Genomic DNA, 24,291 nt, shown 5'->3' with positions numbered 1-24,291 from the left:
AAAAACAGGACAAAAATAACAAGAAAAAAGTTTTATTGGACGAATATTTTAAACTTTTTGAAATATCTATAAAAAAAACTTTATTTTTTAAAAAATGTGCTTACATTTGCACCTGAATGACACAGCAATGTGGTTACACATTCATCATAAAAGTCGATCGCTCCAGGTCGGCTTTTGTACTTTATAACTGTTTCGTTTTATTGTATATCAAATTTAAGACATCATGAAACTCGTATTCGCTTCTAACAACAAAAATAAAATTCAAGAAATTCAACAGTTGGTTCCAAATTCCATTCAGATTCTAAGTTTAGAAGAAATTGGATGCACAGAAGATATTCCAGAAACGGCTGATACCATTGAGGGAAATGCTATTTTAAAAGCCAATTACGTTACTGAAAAGTATGGATACAATTGTTTTGCTGACGATACTGGTTTAGAAGTTGAGACTTTAAATGGAGCGCCCGGAGTTTATTCTGCAAGATATGCTGGCGAACAAAAAGATGCAAACGATAATATGGATAAGCTTTTATCAGAATTAAAAGATAAAACCAACCGAAAAGCCAATTTTAAAACGGTGATTGCTTTAAATTTGAATGGAAAACAAAACCTATTTACAGGAATTATAAACGGAAAAATCATCGAAGAAAAAATTGGAACTAATGGTTTTGGCTACGATCCTATCTTTGTTGCTGACGGTTTTAACAAAACGTTTGCTGAACTAACTATGGAAGAAAAATCTACCATTAGCCACAGAGGAATTGCTGTGAAACAACTGCTTACTTTTTTACAAAAACTGTCCCAATAGGCAAACTCCAATTGTACTTGTAAGCAACTAAACGCAAAGTAATAATAAAAACCGCTACACTAGCCGAAATAATTTCCTTTGGAATAGCAAATTCTTGCAAAAGAAAAAACAGAATTCCTCCTGCTATACACAATGTAGCATAAATCTCTTTTCGGAACAGAACTGGAATTTCATTACACAAAATATCACGAACTACACCACCAAAAGTAGCAGTCAAAGTTCCTAAAATCACACAAATAACTGGACTTAATCCAAATTCCAAACCTTTTTCCAAACCAATTAAAGTAAAAACACCAAGTCCTATTGTATCAAATAAAAGCAACGAAATACGCAAACGTTCCAAATACCGATTAAAAATTAAAGACAACAGAAAACCAAGGGTTATAATAAAGACATAATCTATATCTAACATCCAACCTACTGGAGTTCTACCAATCATTACATCTCGAATAGTTCCTCCGCCTAAAGCTGTAACAAAAGCAATACAATAAACTCCAAACAAATCAAGTTTTTTATACATGGCTGTTAACGCGCCAGAAATAGCAAATACCAAAGTTCCTATTGTATCTAAAATTTCAAACATTTCTTACTAATTTGATTCACAAATATAGCAAAATTAACAGCTTAATGAAGTAAAATTTTCGTTTTTGAAAATAGAACAACCGTCTATGTTTTTACAACAAATTGAAAATCAATAACTAACAAATTAGTTTATCTAATTTTTATAGCGTACCTTTGCACCCAATTTAAAATAATATATGAATAAATTTGAACAATTAGGATTGAATGAGTCGCTACTGCTGGCGATTAAAGATCTAGGATTTGAGAATCCGTCAGAAGTGCAAGAAAAAGCGATTCCAGTACTATTGGAACAAAACACAGATTTAGTTGCCCTAGCGCAAACAGGAACAGGAAAAACCGCCGCTTTTGGTTTTCCACTAATCCAAAAAATTGATGCTGAAAATAGAAATACGCAAGCATTAATTTTATCACCAACACGTGAGTTATGCTTACAAATCACCAACGAGATTAAATTATACTCAAAGTACATAAAGGGGTTACATACAGTGGCTGTTTATGGTGGTGCAAGCATTACAGAACAAGCTAGAGAAGTTAAACGTGGTGCACAAATTATTGTGGCTACACCAGGTAGAATGCAAGACATGATTAACAGAGGTCTTGTAAACATTAAAAACATCGATTTTTGTATCTTAGATGAGGCAGATGAGATGTTGAACATGGGATTCTACGAAGATATTTGTTCCATTTTATCGGACACACCAGACGAGAAAAACACTTGGTTATTCTCTGCAACTATGCCAGCTGAAGTTGCGCGTATTGCAAAACAATTTATGTCTTCTCCAGTAGAAATTACTGTTGGAAGCAAAAATTCAGGTTCAGCTACCGTATCACACGAATTTTACTGTGTAAATGCACGTGACCGTTACGAAGCTTTAAAACGTCTAGCAGATGCAAACCCAGATATTTTCTCGGTTGTATTTTGTAGAACTAAAAGAGACACACAAGCGGTTGCTGAAAAACTTATCGAAGATGGTTATAATGCTGCTGCTTTACACGGAGATTTATCGCAAGCACAACGTGATGGCGTAATGAAATCGTTTAGAGGTCGTCAAATTCAAATGCTTGTTGCAACAGACGTTGCTGCTCGTGGAATTGATGTTGACAACATTACTCACGTAGTAAATTACCAATTACCTGACGAAATTGAAACGTACAATCACCGTTCAGGAAGAACTGGTAGAGCTGGAAAATTAGGAACTTCTATCGTAATTATCACAAAAAGTGAATTACGTAAAATTTCTGCTATTGAAAGAATCATCCAACAAAAATTCCAAGAAAAAACGATTCCATCAGGAATTGAAATCTGCGAAATTCAGTTGTTACATTTAGCTACAAAGATTAAAGACACAGAAGTTGATCACGAAATTGACAACTACTTACCTGCAATTAACGAAGTTTTAGATGGTTTATCTAAAGAAGAATTAATCAAGAAAATGGTTTCTGTAGAGTTTAATAGATTTATTAACTACTACAAAAAGAAACGCGACTTATCTGGTGAAAAAGGAGAAAGAAGCGAAAGAAGTTCTGAACCAAGAGAAATTAGAGCTGGAGATCCAGTAAGATACTTTATCAACATTGGAACAAGAGATGATTTTGATTGGATGCAATTAAAAGACTTCTTAAAAGATACTTTAGAATTAGGTCGTGATGATGTATTCAAAGTAGATGTAAAAGAAGGTTTCTCTTTCTTTAATACCGATGGCGAGCATACCGAAAAAGTAATGAGCGTTTTAAACGGTTATGACATGAACGGAAGAAGAATCAACGTTGAAATTTCTAAAAACGATGGTGGCGGAAGACGTGACCATAACGGAAGAAGTTCTGGAGGTTTTGGTGGTGGAAGAAGTTCTGGCGGCTTTAGAGGCGAAAGAAGTGGTTCTGCTCCAAGAAGAGAAGGCGGTTTCAGAAGCGACAGAAACAGTTCGGCTCCAAAAAGAGAAGGTGGTTTTAGAGGTGAAAGAAGCAGTTCTGCTCCAAGAAGAGAAGGAAGTTTCTCTGATAGACCAAGACGTTCTGAAAGCTCTGGAGATACTCCAAGACCAAGAAAACCAAGAAGAAGCTAAATTTTTTCGTTAATTTTCTTATAAAATTAAAATAAACTACAAAATATCTTCATTTGATTCGTATTTTTGAATCAATTATTTAAACATGAGATATTTTGTAGTTTTTCTTTTTGCCTTGTTCACCACAACTGCATTTTCACAAAATGACACTATTGTTTCCCAAATTAGCGGAACCGTCATCAATAGTGAAACTAGATTTCCTATGAACAACGTGCACGTAATTAACGCTACACGTGTTAAGGGGACTGTTTCGGATAACAATGGTTATTTTGAAATCTATGCTGCTTCCAATGATACGTTACTTTTCTCCTACTTAGGTTTTGAAACCATAAAAGTGCGTGTGACGAATGACTGGATTAAAAACAAAACCTCAAAAGTAGTTTTAACTGAAAAAGCTTTGGCTTTGGAAGAAGTTGTTGTAGCACAATACAACCTTACGGGTTACGTTGAAGTAGACACACGACTAATCAAAGTAGACGAAAACCAATACCGTTATAGTATTTCTGGATTAACCGCTGGCTATGAAGCTGGAGACAAATCACCTAAGGCAATTTCAAGAGTTTTAGGAGCTATTTTTAATCCCGCTGATTTTCTGTATAGTGCTTTTGGAAAACGCCCACAGCAAATGAAGAAATTGCGTGAAATGAAAAAAGACGACACCATTCGCGATTTATTAGCTACTAAATTCGATCGTCAAACCTTAGCTGCTTTACTAGAAATTGATAGAGATGATATTCCATTAATTTTACAAAACTGTAACTACTCCGAATATTTCATCAAAACCGCCAACGACCTTCAAATTTTAGATGCTATTAGCTCTTGTTATGAAGAATACAAGATTTTGAAGAAAAACAAATAAACAAGGGCAAAAATCAAGTTCAAAAATCAAGAGCAAGTTCAAAAATAAATTTCAAACTTGAAAATTGAAACAAAACTTGAAACACAGATTAAAGAAATAAATAAATCTAAAAAATCTTTGTGACTTTGTTTCTTCGTGGCAAAAAAAAAGTATTCAGTCACAGTTTTCAGTCGCAGTGAAATCGGCTTCAATCCGAACATCTGAATATCAGAAAATCAAATTCCAATTATATGAAAATCCAATAGTTTAAATCCCAAATTCCAAAACTTGAAACCTTAAACTTGAAACAAAATTTGGAACACAGATTAAAGAAATAAAATAAATCTAAAAAATCTTTGTGACTTTGTGTCTTCGTGGCAAAATCTAAATATGCGAAAATCTATCTTCTAACTTCTTTCTTATTTCATCCTTCAAAAAACTTTCTCTCAATAAAATCAATATCTTTAATCGATTTTCTTGTCCAATCGAGTCTTTTTTCTAGTATTTCTTCATCGGTTAATTGCCAATTTACTTCTGAATGACGCAATCGATTCGTTAAACTTTGGATAATTATAGCTGCTGAAACTGAAATATTCAAACTTTCGGTGAAACCCACCATTGGAATCTTTAAAAATCCGTCGGCTTGTTGCATTACTTCATCTGATAAACCTAATTTTTCTGTGCCAAAAAATAACGCTGAAGGTTTGCTAATATCAAAATCTTCCAATAAACAAGAATCATTATGAGGTGTTGTAGCTATGATTTGATATCCTCTTGCTTTTAATTCGTCAATACAACTTTGGTTGTTGGCATAACGTGTAATATCTACCCATTTTTGAGCACCCATGGCAATTTCAGAATCAATTCTTTTGCCAAATTTTTGTTCTACCACATGTAATTCCTGTACACCAAAGACTTCACAACTTCGCATTACTGCACTTGTATTGTGTAATTGGTATACATCTTCCATCGCCACAGTAAAGTGTTTGGTTCTGTCTTTCAACACACGTAGAAATCCTTCTTTTCTGTTTTCGGTAATAAAACCTTCTAAATAGGCTAATAATTTTTCTGTATTATTCTTCATATGACAAAAATAATACTACTTTTTTTATTAATTTAGCAAATGCTATCAAAAAAACTATGGAACAAGAAAAACTAATCAAAGAACTTTTAAAAAAAGATGATAAGTCGTTTACCTTATTATACGACAATTATTCCAAAAGCCTCTATGGCGTCATCTTTAACTTAATCAAAAACCGTGAAGAAGCAGAAGATGTTTTGCAAGAGGTTTTTGTAAAAATTTGGAACAACATCGAAACCTACAATGAATCTAAAGGCAGGTTATACACTTGGATGCTAAACATTGCAAGAAATTCAACTATTGACAAGCTTCGATCTAAAGGCTATAACAACAGTCAGAAAAACCTGCAAGCAGATAATTTCGTATATATGATGGAAGACAGTTCTAGAACAATCAATAAAATTGATGCCATTGGAATTAAAGAATTTGTTAAGAAATTAAAGCCAAAGTGCATTCAAATTATAGAATTATTATTTTTTCAAGGGTTTACCCAACAAGAAGCCTCTGAAGAATTGCAAATTCCATTAGGAACTGTGAAAACACAAAACAGAAATTGTATGAACGATTTAAGAATGATGATTAATGAATAGTAGAGAATACATAGAATCAGGAATTTTAGAACTTTTTGTTTACGGAAAACTTAGTGAAGGTGAAAACAAAGAAGTTCTTGAAATGGCAGCTAAACATCCTGAAGTTCAGGAAGAAATAATTGCTATTGAAAAAGCGGTTGTCAGTCTATCTGAGAATGTGGCGCCTTATCTTTCGGTAGCTAACTTTGAAAAAATCAGAGCTAAACTACAAGACAAACATAAAGTTATTCCATTACAACCCAAGAAAAACATTTCACAATACATGGGTTGGGTTGCCGCAGCTGTTTTGATTTTAGGTTTTGGCATTCAGTTGTTCAAGTTAAATCAATCCAATCAAGCTTTAGATAATTTAACTGCTGAGAAAATTGGAATGCAACAAGAATTAGCTGCTTTAACTTTGGAAAAACAAGAAACCGAAAAAGTTTTGGCTGTAATTCGTGATGTTAACACGATTGAAGTTGCACTTGCTGGTCAAGAAGTAGCGCCAAATGCATTGGCAACAGCATATTACAATCAATTAACCAAAGAAGTTTACATTGATGTATCAGGTTTACCAGCGCCACCAGAAGGAATGGTATACCAAGTCTGGGCGTTACAATTAGAACCTGTATTAACACCAACAAGCATTGGTTTATTGGATACTTATACTGAAAGTACTACCAAAGTCATTAAAGTGGATAACGCCAATGAAGCTCAAGCTTTTGGAATTACATTGGAACCAGCTGGCGGAAGTCCGTCACCAACGTTAGAGCAACTGTACACTTTAGGAAAAGTTTAATCCTATAAAATTCAACATAAAATGCGTCTTCATGGCGCATTTTGTTTTTAATACCTACCAAAATGAAACGAATTGTAGTTTTAACCGGAGCTGGAATTAGCGCAGAAAGTGGTATCAAAACGTTCAGAGATGCTGACGGATTGTGGGAAGGTCATGACATTATGGAAGTGGCTTCACCTATTGGATGGGAAAACAATCCAAAATTAGTATTGGACTTTTATAATAAAAGGAGAGCTCAATTATTGAAAGTTAAACCCAATGAAGCACACCAAATTTTAGCCGAATTGCAATCGGATTTTGATATACAAATCATCACGCAAAACGTAGACGACTTACACGAACGAGCCGGAAGTAAAAACGTGATGCACTTACACGGCGAATTGCTAAAAGTGAGAAGTATTACAGATTCAGAAGAAATTCATTATTGGACTACTGACTTACATTTGGGCGATTTGGATAAAAATGGTGTCCAATTGCGTCCGCATATAGTCTGGTTTGGTGAAGATGTTCCCATGATTGAATATGCTATTGATGTTATAGAAACTGCTGATTTATTGCTAATTATTGGCACTTCTTTACAAGTCTATCCAGCAGCTGGATTGCTGAATTATGTAAACCAAAATGTTCCCGTTTATTACATCGACCCAAAACCAGCTATGATTTACGATTTACCTAATGAGTTGAAAGTTTTGCCATTATCAGCCGTTGAAGGAATGAAAATTGTAAAAGAGAAACTTTTAAATTTAAAGTAAAAATTGAAACAGAAATCAAATTCAAGGACAAAAATCAATACCAAACTTCAAACCTGAAACTTGAAACTTGAAACAAAAAATTTGAAAACATAGTGAAACAAGCATTTCATTAGCCTTCGACTTCGCTCAGGGTGACAATAGTGTCAATCAATATTTTTAGACTTTTAAAATTTAAATTAATTTCAATAAGAAAACTTGAAACCTGAAACTTGAAACAAAAAAACTTTGCGAAACTCTGCGCAAAACTTTGTGAAACTCTGTGCTACCAACCTGAAACCTGAAACTTGAAACAAATTTCAACCTCAAAAACTTCCAAATTCTAACTTCTAACTTCTAACTTCTTCTTATATTTGCACTTCTTTAAACAACACACAACAAAATGCAATTAACTGAATTAAATGCTATATCTCCAATTGACGGACGTTATAGAAGTAAAACTGTTTCCTTATCGGCTTATTTTTCTGAAGAAGCTTTAATCAAATACCGAGTTTTAGTTGAAGTGGAATATTTCATCGCACTTTGCGAAGCAAATTTACCACAATTGGCAGCTATAGAAAAAAATCTGTATCCTGAATTAAGAAAAATCTATACCGAATTCACAACAGCAGATGCACTTTGGATTAAAGAAACCGAAAAAACGACCAATCACGATGTTAAAGCCGTGGAATATTTCATCAAAACCAAATTTGACGCTTTAGGATTACAACAATACAAAGAATTCATTCACTTTGGATTAACTTCTCAAGATATTAACAATACTGCAATTCCGCTGTCTACCAAAGAAGCTTTTGAGAATGCGTATTTACCAGGATTAATTTCGGTAATTCAAAAACTGAAAGAATTAAGCGTAGAATGGGCAAATGTTCCCATGTTAGCCAGAACGCACGGTCAACCCGCTTCTCCTACTCGATTAGGAAAAGAAATTTTAGTATTTGTAGAGCGTTTAGAAGAGCAAATGCGATTGTTGTTCAATGTGCCGTTTGCAGCTAAATTTGGTGGCGCGACAGGAAATTACAACGCACACAAAGTAGCCTATCCAAACACCGATTGGAAAGCATTTGGAACAAAATTCGTAGAAGATAGTTTGGGTTTACATCATTCCTTCCCAACAACGCAAATTGAGCATTACGACCATTTTGCTGCTTTTTTTGATGCTTTGAAACGAATTAATACGATTTTAATCGACTTAGATAGAGACATTTGGACGTATGTTTCTATGGATTATTTCAAGCAAAAAATCAAAGCAGGTGAAATTGGTTCTTCGGCTATGCCACACAAAGTAAACCCAATTGATTTTGAAAACTCAGAAGGAAATTTAGGAATTGCCAATGCTATTTTCGAACATCTTTCTGCTAAATTACCGCTTTCAAGATTGCAACGCGACTTGACTGATAGTACAGTTTTGAGAAATATTGGTGTTCCAATGGGTCATACATTAATTGCATTTGAAGCTACTTTGAAAGGGTTGAACAAATTATTATTAAACGAAGAAAAATTTGCAGAAGATTTAGAGAAAAACTGGGCGGTTGTAGCAGAAGCCATTCAAACGATTTTACGTAGAGAAGCCTATCCAAATCCGTATGAAGCTTTGAAAGACTTAACTAGAACAAATACGGTAATCAATAAAGAAGCTATTCATACTTTCATTGGAACATTAAAAGTTTCTGAAGAAGTGAGAGCCGAATTAATGGTGATTACACCGAGTAACTATTTGGGGATTTAATTTGAGAAAATTTCTTTATCTTTGAGGCTTAATTCTACTAAACTTGTGAACGATGAAATACAACATATCCTTTCAGGAAAGAGCCAAGTTAAGCATGGAGATTTTATCCAAACAATCCTCAGTTTCCTTAGAAGAAGCGAAGCAACAAGTGATTTGGTTAAAGAAGATAAGCACTTCAAAGAAAAAGAGACAGCGCATTTAGTCAATTATATTTCAGAGGAAAAATTTTGGATTGAAAATATCAATCTTACTAATTACATTTCTCAAGGAGCTGAGCAAAAAGTCTATTTACAAGATGAAAAAAGTGTAATAAAGCTTAATGACTCCATTTATTATACTTCATGGAAAGACTATCTAAACAATTTATTGTTAAATAATTATTTCTTTTCTGATACAGCATACGAACTACTCGGTTTTTATAGAAACGAAAATGTTTTGTATGCTGTTGTGGAACAACCTTTTGTTAAGGCAACAGAAAAAACAAATTTGGAATTAGTAAAACAATTCATGGAAAGTAATGGTTTTGAAAACACCAGAAACAATGATTATATCAACAAAAAAATAGGTGTAATTTTAGAAGATTTACACGATGAAAATGTATTAACACAGAACGGAATTTTGTTTTTCATTGATACCGTATTTTATATTATCTAAAAATGTTTTGAGTGAAAGTTGTTTTTCACTAATTTTAACCAAAACAAAAAAACATGCTATTCTTGTCCGCCACGTCCACATCGGTTCACCTTCCTGATTTAATTAGTGATTTAGGATTAATTTTAGTTACTGCTGCCATTGCCGTATTTCTATTCCGACTAATGAAGCAACCGCTCGTTTTGGGTTATTTGGTTGCGGGTTTTTTAGCGGGAAATCATTTTGATTTTTTACCAACGGTTAAAGATACCAATAGCGTTGCCGTTTGGGCAGAAATTGGCGTCATCTTCCTTTTATTTAGTTTAGGTCTCGAATTTAGTTTTAAAAAACTAATGAAAGTGGGCGGCACCGCTTCCATTACAGCATTGACGCAAATAGTTACCATGATTTCCTTAGGTTATCTTGTTGGTCAATGGATGGATTGGGGCAAAATGAATAGTATTTTCTTAGGCGTAATTTTATCGATTTCCTCAACTACAATCATTTTAAAGACTTTTGAAGATTTAGGCGTTAAAGCACAAAAATTCACTGGAAATGTTATTGGAGCATTGATAGTTCAAGATATTATGGCCATTTTAATGATGGTTTTATTATCAACTGTTGCGGTTACTCAACAATTTTCAGGTGGTGAATTGATTCAATCCGTTTTGAAATTGGTATTTTTCTTAACCATTTGGTTTGTAGCTGGCATTTTCTTTATTCCAACGTTATTAAAACGTGCTAAACATTTATTAACCGATGAAATGATGTTAATTGTTTCGTTAGCACTATGTTTATTAATGGTGATCTTTGCGGCAAATGTGGGCTTCTCGCCTGCTCTTGGTGCATTCATTATGGGTTCCATTATTGCAGAAACCACGCAAGCCGAACATATTGAACATTTGGTTAAACCCGTAAAAGATTTATTTGGCGCTGTTTTCTTCGTATCGGTTGGTATGATGATTAATCCAGATACTTTAATTGAATATGCTTTTCCTGTTGCTTTATTGACTTTCGTAGTGATTATTGGTCAATCGGTTAGTTCAACTATTGGAACACTAATTTCTGGTCAACCATTAAAACAATCAGTGCAAACAGGAATGAGTTTGTCGCAAATTGGTGAGTTTTCATTTATCATAGCCACATTGGGAATGACACTGAAAGTAACTAGCGACTTTTTATACCCAATAATTGTAGCGGTTTCAGCGGTTACTGCCTTTACAACTCCTTTTATGGTGAAGCTTTCAACGCCATTTGCCGAATTTTTAGAAAAACGTTTACCAAGAAAATGGGTAAAAAACATAGAACGTTATAGTGCTAATACAGATGCTATTAAATCGGTAAGCACTTGGAAAATTGTTTTAAAAGCTTATTTAGCACAAATAATAATACATTCCATTATTATTGTGGCGGTTATTATTCTTTCTTCGCGTTATATTTTACCATTGGTAGAAACTTCGCGTTTTGGGAATGCTATTGCTGCTATTATCACTATTATTATCTTATCGCCCTTCTTATGGGCTTTATCTTTACGAAGAGTAGCTGTAAAAGAAGTGCAATCGTTATTAGAAGTTCGTAAATATCGCGGACCGATTGTTGTTTTAGTTTTCTTTAGAATAATTCTGAGTTTATTTTACATAGGATTTATACTAAATACGTTCTTTTCTCCAGTTATTGCTTTTATTGCTTTAGTAATTTCTGTTGTTGTTTATATTTTATTCCCAAAAAAATTACATTCCTTATATAATAAAATTGAAAAGCATTTCTTGAGCAACTTCAATGATAGAGAAACAAATAAACAAAACAAAAGACAAAACACATTATCACCTTGGGATGGTCACATGGCTGGTTTTGAGATTGCCTACGAATCTAATTTAGTTGGAAAGACATTAGAAGAAATCAAAATTAGAGAACAGTTTGGAATTAACATTGCTTCTATAAAAAGAGGAGATATTACCATTAATATTCCAATAAGAACAGAGCGCTTATTTCCCGGCGATGAAATCAATATCATTGGCACCGATGCACAAGTAAAAGAATTCAAAAAATACTTAGATAAAAACGAATTTGACGCCGCTGAGACCTTTGAAGAAGAAGACATCATTCTGCAACAATTAGAACTTAAAAATCGTGTTTGCATTGGAAAAACCATTCGTGAATCGCAAATTAGAGAGAAAACGCACGGTATTATCGTAGGAATTGAACGCAACGGAAAACGTATTCTAAATCCCGAATCACATTGGGTTTTAGAATCAGATGATATTTTATGGATTGCTGGAAATAAGAAGAAAATTAATGAGTTTTTGAAACAATAAAAAAAACCTTAACGCAAAGTCTTTGCGAGGAACGAAGCAATCTCGAAAAATATAAGCCATGAAACCAGGATTTATTTATATCATAACCAACAAAAACAACACAGTTCTTTACATTGGTGTCACTTCAAATTTACCACAAAGAATTGAAGAGCATAAACAAAAGCGATATGAAAATTCATTTTCTGCTCGCTACAACTTAGATAAATTAGTTTATTTTGAGCAATTCCAAATGATTGGAGATGCAATTGGACGGGAAAAACAATTAAAGGCCGGCAATAGAGCTATAAAAGAAAAATTAATTAATAGTATCAATCCAAATTGGAACGATTTATATGATGATATCATTGACATTATGACGATTTAGATTGCTTCGTTCCTCGCAATGACTTTGAGTTTAAAGCGTTCATTAATAAATTTTATTTCTAAAAATTTGGCATGAAAATTGGGTTTCAAGTTCAATAAATATATAGTTATGAATAAATTTTTTCTTTTTTGTTCGCTGGTTTTTTCAGTTGTGATGTTTTCACAGCAAAAGGAAACTACGATTGATATTGAAAAATTAAATGTAAAAGTTTCAACTTTAATAAACAATCACAGAAAAACACTAAAATTAAAAGAACTTCATAAAGAAAATTCTCTCCAAAAAGCCGCCGAAGACCATAGTTTATACTTATTGAAAATTGGAAATTTATCACACTTTCAAAAAGAAACAGAAAAGAAAAATCCTGTTGATAGAGTACGTTATTATAATGGCAAAAAGTTCAGTGAAATAGGTGAAAATGTACTTTTTACTTCGATAGAATCTAAAAAATATAATGATACTGATTTAGACAAACTCGCAATTAAAATTTTCAATCAGTGGAAAAACTCACCACCTCATTACAAAAATATTATTAATTCCAATTTTGATACCGCAGATTTAGGATTTGCAATTGACTTGAAACGAAACAGAATTTATGCTACTCAAGTTTTTGGCACAACAGGAATTAGTATTGAAAACCAACTTTCTGAAAACGCTTTTGGATTAAAAGAAAAAAAAGGCGGTTGTAAAAAAATAAGCCTTTCAACTCAATTAAGTATTGGAAATAATATAACAATTGAAAATGATAAAGTTGTGTTATATTTTCATGACAAACAAGAATTTGAACAACTTTTTTCAAATGAAAATGATGGAATTGCAATAGATTTTATTGAAAAAGAACAAATGAGTTGTACAAGTTCAAACAAATTTGATATTTCACCTATATATGATGGCGTTTTGGCAAAACCAGTTTTTAGAAATGAACTGTTGGAAAATAATATTGCTAAAAATGAATTCAAGCTTATTACAACCGTTGGAAAAGTTCCTTCACATTTAATTGGTAAAGACATTTTAGCAAATGTTGTTCTAATTTTTGATAGTTGTGCATGCGAATATGTTGTTCCCTTAAAAGTAAACTCGGATACTATTGATTTATTCCCAATTGAACCAATTATTGAAAATCCAAAAAATGTGATTTTAAGCAATAAAGGAATTATTTACACTAATGAAATCACGTTTGAATTTGATAAAAACAAAATTAAACCAATAAATAATTATTACTACAATACTAACAACAAAGTTCATTCTATTCAAATTTATAGTTTCAGTTCAGTCGAAGGAAATGAAGCAATCAACACTAAACTTCATAATGAAAGAGCTGTTGCCATTGAAAAATTTGCTATCGATTCTTTAAACATTAAAGTAAAACCATCCCTAAAAATTGCTAAAGAAAACTGGGAAATGTGTTATCTCCAACTTGCAATGGAAAATCTAGATGAATGGATTAGTAAGCCCAAAAAAGAAATTAGAAATTATATCAATACAAATCAGGAATATTGGAATAACTATTTAAACACGCAAAGAACTTCAAAATTAGTAGTGAATTATTATGGTGAATTAACCAATGATATCGAAGAAATTGATTATGAAACTATATTTGCAGAATTAAATTTAAGAACAGCAATTTTTGAAAAAAACAACAATAAAGCAATTGCTGCACTATCAAAACTTTATAAAAGCGAATATACCGATTGTCTTTTTGAAGAATTAATATTTAACGAAATTAAAACGAATGCGACGCTTGTTCAAAATGCTGCAGCTGTTCTCTCTAAAAATCAAAATAATGATTTCAAAACCATTCAATTTCTTAAAATTTGGTTAGAAAAATTCGATACACTTTCTATTGATTCACAACATAATTTACTAGTATTATATTGTAAAATAAACAAAGATTTATTAGAAAATTGGGATATTAGCACCAATAAACTAACAAATGTAACGAAGCCTAATACATTAGAAAATCACTTTTCAAAATTTAAAAGCAATCAAAAGCTACAATCTAATTTTGATTATATTTTACTTTATTACAGCAATCATATAAATGATTATTCAAGCATAAATACTTACTTTAACAGAGTCTATTCTAGCTTTAAATCAAATTGTAAAACAAAAGAAGACCGTTTAAAACTGGCTTTATTTTTGAATCATTGGACTGCATATCAATATAGTGTAGCTTTGTTATTACCCGAAATTAACAAACCATCATTTTCAAAAGAAGAAGCTTTGTTACTTGCTCAAACTGCAACCCTTTTATTTAATGAAAGTAACACAAAACAGAATCAACAAATTCTAAATAAAGTATACCAACTCAACAAAAATGAGTGGTGTGCATGGCAAAAGGAGAACTTTAACCTCATGAGAAATAAACAAATTAAAGATGATTTTTGCAAAAAATGTAATAACATAAAAACCAAAAATTATTAAATTTAGATATGAAAACCCATTTCAACATATTCCTACTTCTCCTAACAACTTTAAGTTTCGGTCAAAAAGAAACCAAAATCAATACCAATCAACTTAAAACAAAAATACTACAGTTGGTTAATGAAGAACGAAAAGCGTTTGCTGTTACAGCTTTGACTTTGGATACTTTTTTGTTAAAAGCCGCTGAAGACCACGCAAAATACATCGCGAAAGTGCAAACGCTAACGCACGAACAAGCGAATTCAAAGAAAGTAAACCCAAAAGATCGGGTGTATTTTTATGGTGGAAATGATTTTAATTTAGTAGGAGAAAATCTTTTGTTTACTGGAATTAAAAATCAAATCTATTCCAATGAAGATTTGGACGCTTTAGCTTTGAAAATAGTTCAACTCTGGAAAAAATCTCCGAACCATCTGAAAAACATGATAAATCCGAAATATACTTTCACGGAAATTGGTTTTAGTATCGATTGGGAGAATAAGAAAATTTATGTTGTGCAGTTGTTTGGTGCAAAATAAAAAACCTGACAGGTTTTTGAAACCTGTCAGGTTTGTATTTCAACGAACACTAGAATCTATCTCGAATAATTCGGAGCTTCTTTGGTAATCGTTACATTGTGTGGATGACTTTCACCAATGCCGCTTGCTGTAATTCTTACAAATCTTCCTGTTTCTTGTAACGTTGCGATATCTTTTGCACCACAATAACCCATTCCAGCTCTTAAACCGCCAATGAATTGTTGCATGCTTTCGTTTAATTCTCCTTTGTATGGTACGCGACCAACAATTCCTTCTGGAACTAATTTTTTCACATCATCTTCTACATCTTGGAAATAACGGTCTTTTGAACCTTCTTTCATAGCTTCAACCGAACCCATTCCACGGTACGATTTGAATTTTCTTCCTTCGAAAATAATCGTTTCTCCTGGTGATTCTTTAGTTCCTGCTAATAACGAACCTAACATGACACAATCGGCTCCAGCTGCAATCGCTTTTGGAATATCGCCTGTGTAACGAATACCACCATCTGCAATAACGGGAACGCCGCTACCTTTTATAGCCGCAGCGACTTCTAAAACCGCAGAAAATTGTGGAAAACCAACTCCAGCCACTACACGAGTAGTACAAATAGAACCTGGTCCAATTCCTACTTTTACGCCATCAGCACCGTTATCTACTAAATATTGTGCAGCTTCTGGTGTAGCAATATTTCCAACTACAACATCTAATTGTGGAAATGCTGTTTTTACTGCTTTTAAAACATCTACAACACCTTTGGTGTGTCCGTGAGCGGTATCGATGATTACAGCGTCAACTCCTGCGTTTACAAGAGCGGTTGCGCGTTCAACAGCATCAGCAGTAACACCTAAAGCGGCTGCTACACGCAAACGACCAAATTGGTCTTTATTAGCATTAGGCTTTAATGTTAATTTGGTAATATCTCTAAAAGTAATTAATCCGATTAGTTTGAAATCGTCGTTTACTACTGGTAATTTTTCAATTTTATGTTCTTGTAGAATTTCTTCGGCTTGTGCTAAAGTGGTGCCTTGTTTTGCAGTTACCAAGTTTTCTGATGTCATTACTTCTGTAATAATTCTATCATTCACTTTTTCGAAACGCAAATCACGATTGGTGATAATTCCTTTTAAAATTTGGTTTTCATCAACTACTGGAATGCCGCCAATGCTATATTCTTTCATGGCTCTTTTAGCATCACCAACAGTTGCCGTTAATGGTAAAGTAACTGGATCGATAATCATACCACTTTCGGCACGTTTTACCTTTTTTACTTTTGCTGCTTGTTGGGCAATGGTCATGTTTTTGTGTAAAACTCCAATTCCGCCTTCTTGCGCCATAGCAATTGCCATAGAGCTTTCGGTAACGGTATCCATTGCTGCGGAAACAATAGGAACGTTTAACGTAATGTTTCTAGAAAATTTAGTTTGAATACTAACTTCACGCGGTAAGATTTCAGAATAATTCGGTATTAAAAGGACATCATCGTAAGTAAGGCCTTCTCCTACGATTTTTGAATTGTGTGCTTTCATTGCAATTTGTTGTAGTTGTTAAATTGCATGCAAAGATAGTTAAAAAAAGTATTCAGTGCTCAGTTTTTAGTATTCAGTTTCAATAAAAAACGAGATTGTTTTTAGCCCAGACAGGAATGAAAAGCATTTTTTTGAAGAAGGCTCTTTTTTGTTGCTGTAAAAAAGCGACCTAAGAAGCTCTTTTTATAACTTACAAAAAAAGACTTGTTGAAAAAATCTTGTAATGGATGGCTGGAATGGCTTCTGGTATTGGGTAATAGGTGATTGGTAATGGGTTTAATGATAGACGTTGAATATTTTTAGAGCTTCATTATAAGCACTTTCAAAACTGATGGCGTGGCAATTGGTATCGGCTTTTTGAGTGGTGAAATAGGATAACAATTTTTCTGTTGGCATGTTGCCGGTCAAATCGTCTTTTGCCATAGGACAGCCGCCGTAACCTTTTATAGCACCATCGAAACGCAAACAACCCGCTTTGTAGGCAGCATCAATTTTTTCATGCCAAGTATCTGGCGTTGTATGCAAATGAGCGCCGAACTCCACATTTGGATATTTAGATATTAAATTAGAAAACAAATAGTTAATCACTTCTGGAGTTGAACTTCCAATAGTATCAGAAAGCGATAGGATTTTTACGCCCATAGCGGCTAATTTTTCGGTCCACTCGCCTACTATTTCTACGTTCCATGGATCGCCATACGGATTTCCGAAGCCCATGGAAATATAAGTTACCACTTCTTTATTGGATTGATTAGCGATTTCTAAAATTTCTTGCAGCGTAATCAAACTTTCGGCAATGGTTTTGTGTGTGTTTCGCATTTGGAAATTCTCCGAAATGGAGAACGGAAAACCCAAATACTGAATTTCCTTATGAACCGAAGCTAATTCGGCGCCTTTTGTATTGGCAATAATAGCCAGTAATTTGCTTTCGGTTTGGGATAAATCGAGTTGGGCTAAAACCTCAGCGGTATCTTGCATTTGCGGAATGGCTTTTGGCGAAACGAAACTACCAAAATCAATAGTATCAAACCCAACACGCAAGAGCGCTTGAATGTATTGTACTTTTTTCTCCGTTGGAATAAAATCTTTGATACCTTGCATGGCATCGCGCGGACATTCTATAATTTTTACTCGATTCATAGTTGCCAAAGATAGTAAAGAATTCTTTTTTATGAAATGGTTTTTTTGGGGTTTTTGAAAATGGGAAATTTTAGGGTTGTAGGAAATTTTGTTTATATTTGGTATATTAGTATTAGTAAAGAAAATTCCTCTTGAATTTTGAAACAAACTAATGAATTATCATTAAATAAATATGAGATTAAGAGACCGAATATTAAATTTTGAGCATTGGATTTCTTCTGATTTTAAGCTTGAAAAACCTAAAATATTTCAAAGAGAATTACTTAAACTTTTTTCTGAAGACAAAAACGCATTTTTCTATTACAGAAATTGGCTATACACCTTATTACTCAACAAAGAAGAACAAAAATCACTTGAGGAATTTAAAAAGATTTTAGACTTAAGAATTGGAACTTCAAAGCACAACAATCTAATAAAACATTACTCAGGAAATGAGCATTCAGAAATATTTTCTCAAAAAAGACTAAATACTTTTGAAATAGCGTTAGAAATGACAAATTCAAATTTAAATCATAATACTTGTTTTTTATATCAACAATATTATGAAATAGAAATTTTGTTATGTGTATTTTTTTCTTTTCTTGAATTAAATATAAATGAGAAAATAGAAATCGAATTAGCTAATTTTAAAGATAGAAATGGAAATTTAAAAAAAGGTGTTTTAATTAATAATATTAAATCTAAATTAGAGAACTATCAACTAATTTATAATCTTTTCGAAACTGCATTCAATTCTAAGATAAGAAATACAATTGGTCATAATAATTATAAAATTATTAACGACAAAATAGTATCACTAGATGGGAAAATTTCTGCAAGTAATCAAGAAGTTTTTAAATCTATCTATTCTTTACAAACTCTTAATAATTTTTTACTTAATTACTTTTCTAGTAAAAGTATATGTAACAAAAATTTAAATAATTCAGGGATTTTAGGAGTTGCATTCGACTATGATGAAGACTTGCCTGTATTGTTAGTATGTCAATTAAGTTGCTTTTATGATTTCGGTAAATTTGATTGGGCTGACAAAATATTTTTCACTATTAATAATAATCAACTTGAAACAAATATTGGTTTTCAATCCTCTATGATAGGAACTTTTTCTAAAGATTTAGAAAACTCTTGGTTTAAGTTATTAAGTAATAATAAAAAATTAAAAATATACATGTTATCAATTGTCCCAAGAAACAATGAACCTGAATTTATTAATTTAGATGTTGGTGAATTTGTAATTGTAGAAGAAAGAGAACCAATTGAACTTGAATTTGAAATTAAAAAAACACATCAATAATTTCCATAACTATTATTGAATACTTAAAAGTACAACTATTACGATTTTTGCAATAATATTAAAAAAATAATACTATCAAAAATCCAAAAAATAAATTTTAAAATCAATAAAACCTCTTTCTCAAGAGGTTTTATTTTTTACAACCTATAAAAATCTCCTTTTATAATCCTTAAATCCTAACCATTAAACAATTTTTCAAAATAATCCGTTAAAAATTCGGGAAAATTACCAATTTTTGGTAACTTTACTTAAAATTAAGTCAATAATGGGAAGAAACACCTCAATATCAATAGGTAATCATTTCGAAAATTTCATCGAAACTACTATTTCAAAAGGCAGATATAGCAATGCAAGCGAAGTTGTACGTGCCGGTTTGCGCCTTTTAGAAGAAGAAGAAAATCGTATTATCAACTTACGCAATGCCATCACAGAAGGAATAGAAAGTGGAAGAGCTACAGACTTTGATTCTAAAAAACATTTAGAATTTCTTAAATCTAAAAAAAAGAATGGCTAAGTTTTACTTAACTAACAAAGCCGTTGAAGATTTAGAAACCATCTGGGATTATACCGTTGCAACTTGGTCTGAAAATCAGGCTGAAATTTACTATTCACTTCTCATCAACTCTTGTCAAGAATTAGCAAATAATCCAAATCTAGGAAAATCTTATGATGTGGTTGTAAATGATGTTTTAGGTTTTAAAACGGGTCAACATCTAATTTTTTATCAAATCATTTCTGAAAATGAAATAGAAATCATCCGATTTTTACATGGAATGATGGATTTGAAAAATCATTTATAATTACAACTTCGCTAAAATCTTTTTGTTAATCGCTTTCACTAAAGCTGGCCCTTCGTAAATAAAACCCGTATACAATTGTACCAAACTAGCACCAGCTTCTAGTTTTTCAATGGCATCATCTGCGGAATGAATCCCACCAACACCAATAATCGGGAACGATTGATTACTTTTTTCGGAAAGAAAACGAATTACTTCTGTGGAACGTTTGGTTAATGGTTTTCCAGATAAGCCGCCCATTTCAGCTTTATTTTCGGATTGTAAGCCTTCTCTTGATAACGTGGTATTAGTAGCAATTACACCAGCAATTTTGGTTTCATTGACAATTTCAATGATGTCTAAAAGTTGTTCGTCAGTTAAATCTGGAGCGATTTTCAGTAATATTGGTTTTGGAATTTGTTTTTTGGAATTTAAATTTTGCAAAACTTGTAAAAGTTTTGTTAGTGGTTCTTTTTCTTGAAGTGCGCGAAGATTTGGCGTATTTGGTGAACTTACATTTACCACAAAATAATCTACATACGGAAACAAGGCTTCAAAACAAATTTCGTAGTCGTTTACCGCGTCTTCGTTTGGTGTAACTTTATTTTTTCCAATGTTTCCACCAATTAAAACACCGTTATTTTTCTTCAAACGTTCCACTGCTTCCAAAACGCCGCCGTTATTGAATCCCATTCGATTAATAATAGCATTGTCTTCTTTCAAACGGAACAAACGTTTTTTTGGATTTCCTTCTTGTCCAACTGGTGTTAATGTCCCAATTTCAATAAATCCGAAACCAAAATTCGAAAGTTCTTGGTACAATTTGGCATCTTTATCAAAACCCGCTGCTAAACCTACTGGATTTTTGAATTTTATTCCAAAAACTTCGCGTTCTAATCGAGCGTCTTTAACTTCATAAATAGCTTTAAATAGTGAACCAAAACCAATTTTATTGAAAAAACGAATTAATGAAAACGTGAAATAATGCACTTTTTCAGGATCAAAAAGAAAAAGTAACGGACGGATTAGCAATTTGTACATGTTGTGTTGTTGTTTGTGCAAAAATAGTAATTCGGAATTACAAAATGATACTAAGTTTTAAGATTTTACGGCTTTCTGTTTTCGGTAGAAATAGTATCTTTGTAAACGAATAAAATCAAAAATCATGCAACATATCATCGATCGCTTCATCAGCTACGTTACTATAGATACGGAATCAGATCCTAATTCACCAACCACGCCAAGTACGGCAAAACAATGGGATTTGGCCAATAAATTAGTGGAAGAATTAAAAGCAATGGGCATGCAAGACGTTACCATTGACGAACACGCTTACATTATGGCAACGCTTCCAAGTAATGTGGAACATGAAGTGCCAACTATTGGTTTTGTTTCTCATTTTGATACAACGCCTGATTTTACGGGAGCCAATGTAAAACCGCAAATTGTAGAAAATTATGATGGTGGTGATATTATTTTGAACAAAGAACAAAATATCGTGTTGTCTCCCAATTATTTTGAAGATTTACTATTATACAAAGGACAAACGCTAATTACAACCGATGGCACAACGCTTCTTGGCGCTGATGATAAAGCTGGAATTACTGAAATTATGTCGGCAATGGAATATTTGATTCAACATCCGGAAATCAAACATGGAAAAATTCGTGTTGGGTTTACGCCTGATGAAGAAATTGGTCGTGGTGCTCATAAATTTGACGTGGAAAAATTTGGTTGCGATTGGGCTTACACTATGGATGGCAGTCAAATTGGTGAATTGGAATACGAAAACTTCAATGCTGCTGGTGTGAAAGTGACTTTCAAAGGAAAAAGCGTACATCCTGGTTATGCCAAAGGAAAAATGATTAACTCGATGTTATTGGCCAACCAATTCATCAGCAAATTACCGAAGAAAGAAGTTCCACAAAAAACAAAAGATTACGAAGGCTTTTTCCATGTAACGGATATTGCTGGAAGTATTGAAGAAACTACGGTTTCCTTGATAATTCGCGATCACAGCATGAAGAAATTCACTAAAAGGAAAGAGTTCATTCATAAATTGACCAAAAAAATGAATAAAAAATGGGCAAAGCAATTTGGTGAAGACATTGTAATTACTGAAATCAAAGACCAATATTTCAACATGAAAGAGAAAGTGAAACCTGTTTTTCACATCGTAGAAATTGCAGAAAAAGCGATGAAAGAATTAGGAATTACACCAATAATCAAACCTATTCGCGGTGGAACAGATGGTTCGCAATTATCGTATATGGGATTACCTTGTCCCAATATTTTTGCTGGAGGACATAATTTCCACGGAAAATATGAATATGTTCCAGTAGAAAGTATGGTAAAAGCAACTGAAGTCATTGTGAAAATTGCGGAGTTAACGGCAAAAAAAGACCAATAATGGAAGTAAAAAACGCTTGGAATAAAACCAATCAATGGGATGAAGAAATTGAAATGCTTCATGCTATAGTAAGAAAAATGCCTTTGGTAGAAACTACTAAATGGGGCGGACCTGTTTACACTTATAAAGATAAAAATGTGGTTGGCATTGGTGGTTTCAAATCGTATTTTGGGATTTGGTTTTACAATGGTGTTTTCTTGAAAGATGAAAAGCAATTGCTAATCAACGCCAATGAAGATAACACGAAATCATTGCGTCAAATGCGTTTTCAATCGAAAGAAGAAATTGATGAAAAAATAATTTTGGAATACCTTTCAGAAGCAATAGCAATAGAAGAAAAAGGTTTATCCATTCCAAAAGCTAAAAAAGAAACGATTATTCCTGAAATCCTTCAGAAAGCACTCGATGTTAATTCGGAATTGGCTACAAAATTTCAAGCTTTTTCTCCTTACAAACAACGCGAATTCATTGAACACATTATTTCTGCCAAACAAGAAAAAACACAAATCACCCGCTTGGAAAAAATCATCCCGATGATTCTAGCCGAAAAAGGATTGAATGATAAATACAGATAAAAGCAAAAAGCCGATTTTCAAATGAAAATCGGCTTTTTAAATTTTAATCTGTTTCTAAATTATCTTATGAATACGATTAACAGGAATAACAACACCTTGTTTCAAAATTACTCTACTATCTGTAACTCCCCAAATGGTGGTTTCTACCATTTTATTGCCCGCGTCATCTTCAAAGTAAATTTTCATTTTTACGTGCTCCAAATTACCTAAAGTTAAGGCGCGATCTAAATCTTGTTTTCTTTGTTTGATATCGTCAATATCTTCTAAGACTTCATTTTTTGGAAAATGTAAGTCTACTATACTTTCCTTGTCAATTAATTGGTACTCGTTCATGTTCTTCAGTTAAGTTGGTTTGCTAAGTTTAAAAGTACAAAAAAAAATGACAAAAAAAATAAACCGCTCAAAAAAATTAAGCGGTTTAATAAGATTTTTATTCTTAAATACTAAAACTTCATTCCAAAGCCTATTCCAATCAACCAAGGATTAATATCCACCTCAGCAGGAATACTTAAATCTGGTACCAAATTAGATGCATCAACCGTAACATCTGTTGATAAGAAAATATGCTTTACATCCATGTTAATGAAGAACTTATCGTCTAACATTAAATCAAATCCTAGTTGAGCAGCATAACCTAAAGCATTATCATACGAAACATCTTTAACAATTCCTGATTTTGCATTATAAAATAAGGTGTAATTAACTCCAGCTCCAACATAAGGTTTAAAAGTAGTCTCTTTATGACCTAAAAAGTGATATTGCACGGTTAAAGTTGGCGGTAATAACCAAACACTTCCTAAATCAACTGTTCCAGCAGCCGTTTCAATAGCTTGAACATCGTGTTTAGCAGTTCCTAAAATTAGCTCTGCAGCAATATTTTTGGTAAAGAAATAAGTGAAATCTAATTCAGGAATTAAAGCATTTGAAATGGATACATCACCACCAATTACTCCAATAGTAGCACTTTCATTTGGTACCACTCCAACACCTCTAAAACGTACTTGCCATCTTTTGAAATCATCTGATTTTGTTTCTTCTTCTTGTGCATTTACAAAATTCACAGCTAATAAAGACACTGCCATTACAGCAAAAATTATTCTTTTCATGTTT

General features: G+C 32.7%; 24 protein-coding genes. 17 read left to right on the top strand and 7 right to left on the bottom strand.

Annotated elements, in window-relative coordinates; all coding sequences use genetic code 11:
* Positions 1 to 223: 223 nt before the first annotated feature.
* The gene (locus DPN68_RS08470; protein ID WP_113989222.1) at positions 224 to 805 is read left to right on the top strand and encodes a non-canonical purine NTP diphosphatase; all 582 of its coding nucleotides are present in this window, start codon (positions 224 to 226) and stop codon (positions 803 to 805) included.
* Here the strand turns inward: DPN68_RS08470 and DPN68_RS08465 are convergent.
* Positions 777 to 1,388 carry a trimeric intracellular cation channel family protein gene (locus DPN68_RS08465; protein WP_113989221.1) on the bottom strand — a complete coding sequence of 204 codons (612 nt, stop codon included), beginning with the start codon at positions 1,386 to 1,388 and terminating at the stop codon, positions 777 to 779. The genes DPN68_RS08470 and DPN68_RS08465 overlap by 29 nt on opposite strands.
* A 175-nt stretch (positions 1,389 to 1,563) precedes the next feature.
* On the opposite strand from DPN68_RS08465, the gene DPN68_RS08460 reads away from it, so the two are divergent.
* Both DPN68_RS08460 and DPN68_RS08455 read left to right on the top strand, forming a co-directional pair.
* Complete coding sequence (locus tag DPN68_RS08460) at positions 1,564 to 3,450, top strand: DEAD/DEAH box helicase (protein WP_113989220.1); 1,887 nt, start codon at positions 1,564 to 1,566, stop codon at positions 3,448 to 3,450.
* Between the two features lie 85 nt (positions 3,451 to 3,535).
* Positions 3,536 to 4,309 (top strand): carboxypeptidase-like regulatory domain-containing protein, encoded by a 774-nt coding sequence (locus DPN68_RS08455; RefSeq protein WP_113989219.1) that lies wholly within the window; start codon positions 3,536 to 3,538, stop codon positions 4,307 to 4,309.
* A gap of 403 nt (positions 4,310 to 4,712) precedes the next feature.
* Here the strand turns inward: DPN68_RS08455 and DPN68_RS08450 are convergent, their stop codons facing one another.
* Positions 4,713 to 5,372: a TrmH family RNA methyltransferase gene (locus tag DPN68_RS08450; protein ID WP_113989218.1), complete on the bottom strand. Its 660-nt coding sequence runs from the start codon at positions 5,370 to 5,372 to the stop codon at positions 4,713 to 4,715.
* Positions 5,373 to 5,428: 56 nt separating this feature from the next.
* Here DPN68_RS08450 and DPN68_RS08445 point away from each other — a divergent pair, with 56 nt between their 5' ends.
* From DPN68_RS08445 to DPN68_RS08405, 9 genes are all read left to right on the top strand, one after another.
* Positions 5,429 to 5,959: an RNA polymerase sigma factor gene (locus DPN68_RS08445; RefSeq protein WP_113989217.1), complete on the top strand. Its 531-nt coding sequence runs from the start codon at positions 5,429 to 5,431 to the stop codon at positions 5,957 to 5,959.
* Positions 5,952 to 6,737 carry an anti-sigma factor gene (locus DPN68_RS08440; protein WP_113989216.1) on the top strand — a complete coding sequence of 262 codons (786 nt, stop codon included), beginning with the start codon at positions 5,952 to 5,954 and terminating at the stop codon, positions 6,735 to 6,737. The genes DPN68_RS08445 and DPN68_RS08440 overlap by 8 nt, the downstream gene beginning before the upstream one ends.
* 62 nt (positions 6,738 to 6,799) lie before the next feature.
* Entirely contained in the window at positions 6,800 to 7,489 is a 690-nt protein-coding gene (locus DPN68_RS08435; protein WP_113989215.1) for an SIR2 family NAD-dependent protein deacylase, read from the top strand.
* Between the two features lie 379 nt (positions 7,490 to 7,868).
* On the top strand, positions 7,869 to 9,212 hold the full coding sequence (gene purB, locus DPN68_RS08430) for an adenylosuccinate lyase (protein ID WP_113989214.1): 1,344 nt from the start codon (positions 7,869 to 7,871) through the stop codon (positions 9,210 to 9,212).
* A gap of 45 nt (positions 9,213 to 9,257) precedes the next feature.
* Positions 9,258 to 9,866, top strand: coding sequence for a putative polyvalent protein kinase domain-containing protein (locus tag DPN68_RS08425; RefSeq protein WP_113989213.1), 609 nt, complete (start codon positions 9,258 to 9,260; stop codon positions 9,864 to 9,866).
* A 53-nt stretch (positions 9,867 to 9,919) separates the two neighbouring features.
* A complete protein-coding gene (locus tag DPN68_RS08420; RefSeq protein ID WP_113989212.1) occupies positions 9,920 to 12,157 on the top strand; it encodes a cation:proton antiporter domain-containing protein in 2,238 nt (745 codons plus the stop codon).
* 58 nt (positions 12,158 to 12,215) lie between these two features.
* Positions 12,216 to 12,521, top strand: a complete 306-nt coding sequence (locus tag DPN68_RS08415) for a GIY-YIG nuclease family protein (RefSeq protein ID WP_113989211.1) — start codon at positions 12,216 to 12,218, stop codon at positions 12,519 to 12,521.
* A 108-nt stretch (positions 12,522 to 12,629) separates the two neighbouring features.
* Positions 12,630 to 14,942: a CAP domain-containing protein gene (locus DPN68_RS08410; RefSeq protein WP_113989210.1), complete on the top strand. Its 2,313-nt coding sequence runs from the start codon at positions 12,630 to 12,632 to the stop codon at positions 14,940 to 14,942.
* A gap of 8 nt (positions 14,943 to 14,950) precedes the next feature.
* Positions 14,951 to 15,460 (top strand): CAP domain-containing protein, encoded by a 510-nt coding sequence (locus DPN68_RS08405; RefSeq protein ID WP_113989209.1) that lies wholly within the window; start codon positions 14,951 to 14,953, stop codon positions 15,458 to 15,460.
* Between the two features lie 56 nt (positions 15,461 to 15,516).
* Here DPN68_RS08405 and guaB read toward each other — a convergent pair whose 3' ends face one another.
* Together guaB and DPN68_RS08395 are read right to left on the bottom strand one after the other, a co-directional pair.
* A complete protein-coding gene (guaB, locus tag DPN68_RS08400) occupies positions 15,517 to 16,989 on the bottom strand; it encodes an IMP dehydrogenase (protein WP_113989208.1) in 1,473 nt (490 codons plus the stop codon).
* Positions 16,990 to 17,265: 276 nt separating this feature from the next.
* Complete coding sequence (locus DPN68_RS08395) at positions 17,266 to 18,129, bottom strand: hydroxymethylglutaryl-CoA lyase (RefSeq protein WP_113989270.1); 864 nt, start codon at positions 18,127 to 18,129, stop codon at positions 17,266 to 17,268.
* A 172-nt stretch (positions 18,130 to 18,301) separates the two neighbouring features.
* Between DPN68_RS08395 and DPN68_RS08390 the strand changes: the two genes are divergently transcribed.
* The 3 genes from DPN68_RS08390 to DPN68_RS08380 all read left to right on the top strand — a co-directional run bounded on the left by DPN68_RS08390 (position 18,302) and on the right by DPN68_RS08380 (position 20,220).
* Positions 18,302 to 19,420: a hypothetical protein gene (locus DPN68_RS08390; RefSeq protein ID WP_113989207.1), complete on the top strand. Its 1,119-nt coding sequence runs from the start codon at positions 18,302 to 18,304 to the stop codon at positions 19,418 to 19,420.
* A gap of 265 nt (positions 19,421 to 19,685) precedes the next feature.
* Positions 19,686 to 19,934, top strand: a complete 249-nt coding sequence (locus DPN68_RS08385) for a type II toxin-antitoxin system ParD family antitoxin (protein WP_113989206.1) — start codon at positions 19,686 to 19,688, stop codon at positions 19,932 to 19,934.
* Positions 19,927 to 20,220: a type II toxin-antitoxin system RelE/ParE family toxin gene (locus DPN68_RS08380; protein ID WP_113989205.1), complete on the top strand. Its 294-nt coding sequence runs from the start codon at positions 19,927 to 19,929 to the stop codon at positions 20,218 to 20,220. The genes DPN68_RS08385 and DPN68_RS08380 overlap by 8 nt, the downstream gene beginning before the upstream one ends.
* On the opposite strand, the gene DPN68_RS08375 is transcribed toward DPN68_RS08380, so the two are convergent.
* Positions 20,221 to 21,237 carry a quinone-dependent dihydroorotate dehydrogenase gene (locus DPN68_RS08375; RefSeq protein ID WP_113989204.1) on the bottom strand — a complete coding sequence of 339 codons (1,017 nt, stop codon included), beginning with the start codon at positions 21,235 to 21,237 and terminating at the stop codon, positions 20,221 to 20,223.
* A gap of 124 nt (positions 21,238 to 21,361) precedes the next feature.
* Between DPN68_RS08375 and pepT the strand changes: the two genes are divergently transcribed.
* Together pepT and DPN68_RS08365 are read left to right on the top strand one after the other, a co-directional pair.
* Complete coding sequence (gene pepT, locus DPN68_RS08370) at positions 21,362 to 22,606, top strand: peptidase T (RefSeq protein WP_113989203.1); 1,245 nt, start codon at positions 21,362 to 21,364, stop codon at positions 22,604 to 22,606.
* Entirely contained in the window at positions 22,606 to 23,181 is a 576-nt protein-coding gene (locus DPN68_RS08365) for a YdeI/OmpD-associated family protein (protein WP_113989202.1), read from the top strand. The genes pepT and DPN68_RS08365 overlap by 1 nt, the downstream gene beginning before the upstream one ends.
* Before the next feature lie 54 nt (positions 23,182 to 23,235).
* Here DPN68_RS08365 and DPN68_RS08360 read toward each other — a convergent pair whose 3' ends face one another.
* Both DPN68_RS08360 and DPN68_RS08355 read right to left on the bottom strand, forming a co-directional pair.
* Positions 23,236 to 23,514, bottom strand: coding sequence for a hypothetical protein (locus tag DPN68_RS08360; protein WP_113989201.1), 279 nt, complete (start codon positions 23,512 to 23,514; stop codon positions 23,236 to 23,238).
* Between the two features lie 110 nt (positions 23,515 to 23,624).
* Positions 23,625 to 24,287 carry an OmpW/AlkL family protein gene (locus DPN68_RS08355; protein WP_113989200.1) on the bottom strand — a complete coding sequence of 221 codons (663 nt, stop codon included), beginning with the start codon at positions 24,285 to 24,287 and terminating at the stop codon, positions 23,625 to 23,627.
* Positions 24,288 to 24,291 lie beyond the last annotated feature (4 nt).

Origin of the sequence: Flavobacterium tibetense (assembly GCF_003293845.1) — a bacterium.
Classification (GTDB): Bacteria; Bacteroidota; Bacteroidia; order Flavobacteriales; family Flavobacteriaceae; genus Flavobacterium; species Flavobacterium tibetense.
The sequence above is the reverse complement of the archived record's forward strand: the minus strand, read 5'-3'. Positions and strand labels throughout refer to the sequence as shown.

What these genes read in the sequence shown, in the direction of transcription:
- DPN68_RS08470 (WP_113989222.1), top strand. Translation starts at nt 224, where the DNA reads ATGAAACTCGTATTCGCTTCTAACAACAAAAATAAAATTCAAGAAATT.
- DPN68_RS08465 (WP_113989221.1), bottom strand. Translation starts at nt 1,388, where the DNA reads ATGTTTGAAATTTTAGATACAATAGGAACTTTGGTATTTGCTATTTCT.
- DPN68_RS08460 (WP_113989220.1), top strand. Translation starts at nt 1,564, where the DNA reads ATGAATAAATTTGAACAATTAGGATTGAATGAGTCGCTACTGCTGGCG.
- DPN68_RS08455 (WP_113989219.1), top strand. Translation starts at nt 3,536, where the DNA reads ATGAGATATTTTGTAGTTTTTCTTTTTGCCTTGTTCACCACAACTGCA.
- DPN68_RS08450 (WP_113989218.1), bottom strand. Translation starts at nt 5,372, where the DNA reads ATGAAGAATAATACAGAAAAATTATTAGCCTATTTAGAAGGTTTTATT.
- DPN68_RS08445 (WP_113989217.1), top strand. Translation starts at nt 5,429, where the DNA reads ATGGAACAAGAAAAACTAATCAAAGAACTTTTAAAAAAAGATGATAAG.
- DPN68_RS08440 (WP_113989216.1), top strand. Translation starts at nt 5,952, where the DNA reads ATGAATAGTAGAGAATACATAGAATCAGGAATTTTAGAACTTTTTGTT.
- DPN68_RS08435 (WP_113989215.1), top strand. Translation starts at nt 6,800, where the DNA reads ATGAAACGAATTGTAGTTTTAACCGGAGCTGGAATTAGCGCAGAAAGT.
- purB (WP_113989214.1), top strand. Translation starts at nt 7,869, where the DNA reads ATGCAATTAACTGAATTAAATGCTATATCTCCAATTGACGGACGTTAT.
- DPN68_RS08420 (WP_113989212.1), top strand. Translation starts at nt 9,920, where the DNA reads ATGCTATTCTTGTCCGCCACGTCCACATCGGTTCACCTTCCTGATTTA.
- DPN68_RS08415 (WP_113989211.1), top strand. Translation starts at nt 12,216, where the DNA reads ATGAAACCAGGATTTATTTATATCATAACCAACAAAAACAACACAGTT.
- DPN68_RS08410 (WP_113989210.1), top strand. Translation starts at nt 12,630, where the DNA reads ATGAATAAATTTTTTCTTTTTTGTTCGCTGGTTTTTTCAGTTGTGATG.
- DPN68_RS08405 (WP_113989209.1), top strand. Translation starts at nt 14,951, where the DNA reads ATGAAAACCCATTTCAACATATTCCTACTTCTCCTAACAACTTTAAGT.
- guaB (WP_113989208.1), bottom strand. Translation starts at nt 16,989, where the DNA reads ATGAAAGCACACAATTCAAAAATCGTAGGAGAAGGCCTTACTTACGAT.
- DPN68_RS08395 (WP_113989270.1), bottom strand. Translation starts at nt 18,129, where the DNA reads ATGAATCGAGTAAAAATTATAGAATGTCCGCGCGATGCCATGCAAGGT.
- DPN68_RS08390 (WP_113989207.1), top strand. Translation starts at nt 18,302, where the DNA reads ATGAGATTAAGAGACCGAATATTAAATTTTGAGCATTGGATTTCTTCT.
- DPN68_RS08385 (WP_113989206.1), top strand. Translation starts at nt 19,686, where the DNA reads ATGGGAAGAAACACCTCAATATCAATAGGTAATCATTTCGAAAATTTC.
- DPN68_RS08380 (WP_113989205.1), top strand. Translation starts at nt 19,927, where the DNA reads ATGGCTAAGTTTTACTTAACTAACAAAGCCGTTGAAGATTTAGAAACC.
- DPN68_RS08375 (WP_113989204.1), bottom strand. Translation starts at nt 21,237, where the DNA reads ATGTACAAATTGCTAATCCGTCCGTTACTTTTTCTTTTTGATCCTGAA.
- pepT (WP_113989203.1), top strand. Translation starts at nt 21,362, where the DNA reads ATGCAACATATCATCGATCGCTTCATCAGCTACGTTACTATAGATACG.
- DPN68_RS08365 (WP_113989202.1), top strand. Translation starts at nt 22,606, where the DNA reads ATGGAAGTAAAAAACGCTTGGAATAAAACCAATCAATGGGATGAAGAA.
- DPN68_RS08360 (WP_113989201.1), bottom strand. Translation starts at nt 23,514, where the DNA reads ATGAACGAGTACCAATTAATTGACAAGGAAAGTATAGTAGACTTACAT.
- DPN68_RS08355 (WP_113989200.1), bottom strand. Translation starts at nt 24,287, where the DNA reads ATGAAAAGAATAATTTTTGCTGTAATGGCAGTGTCTTTATTAGCTGTG.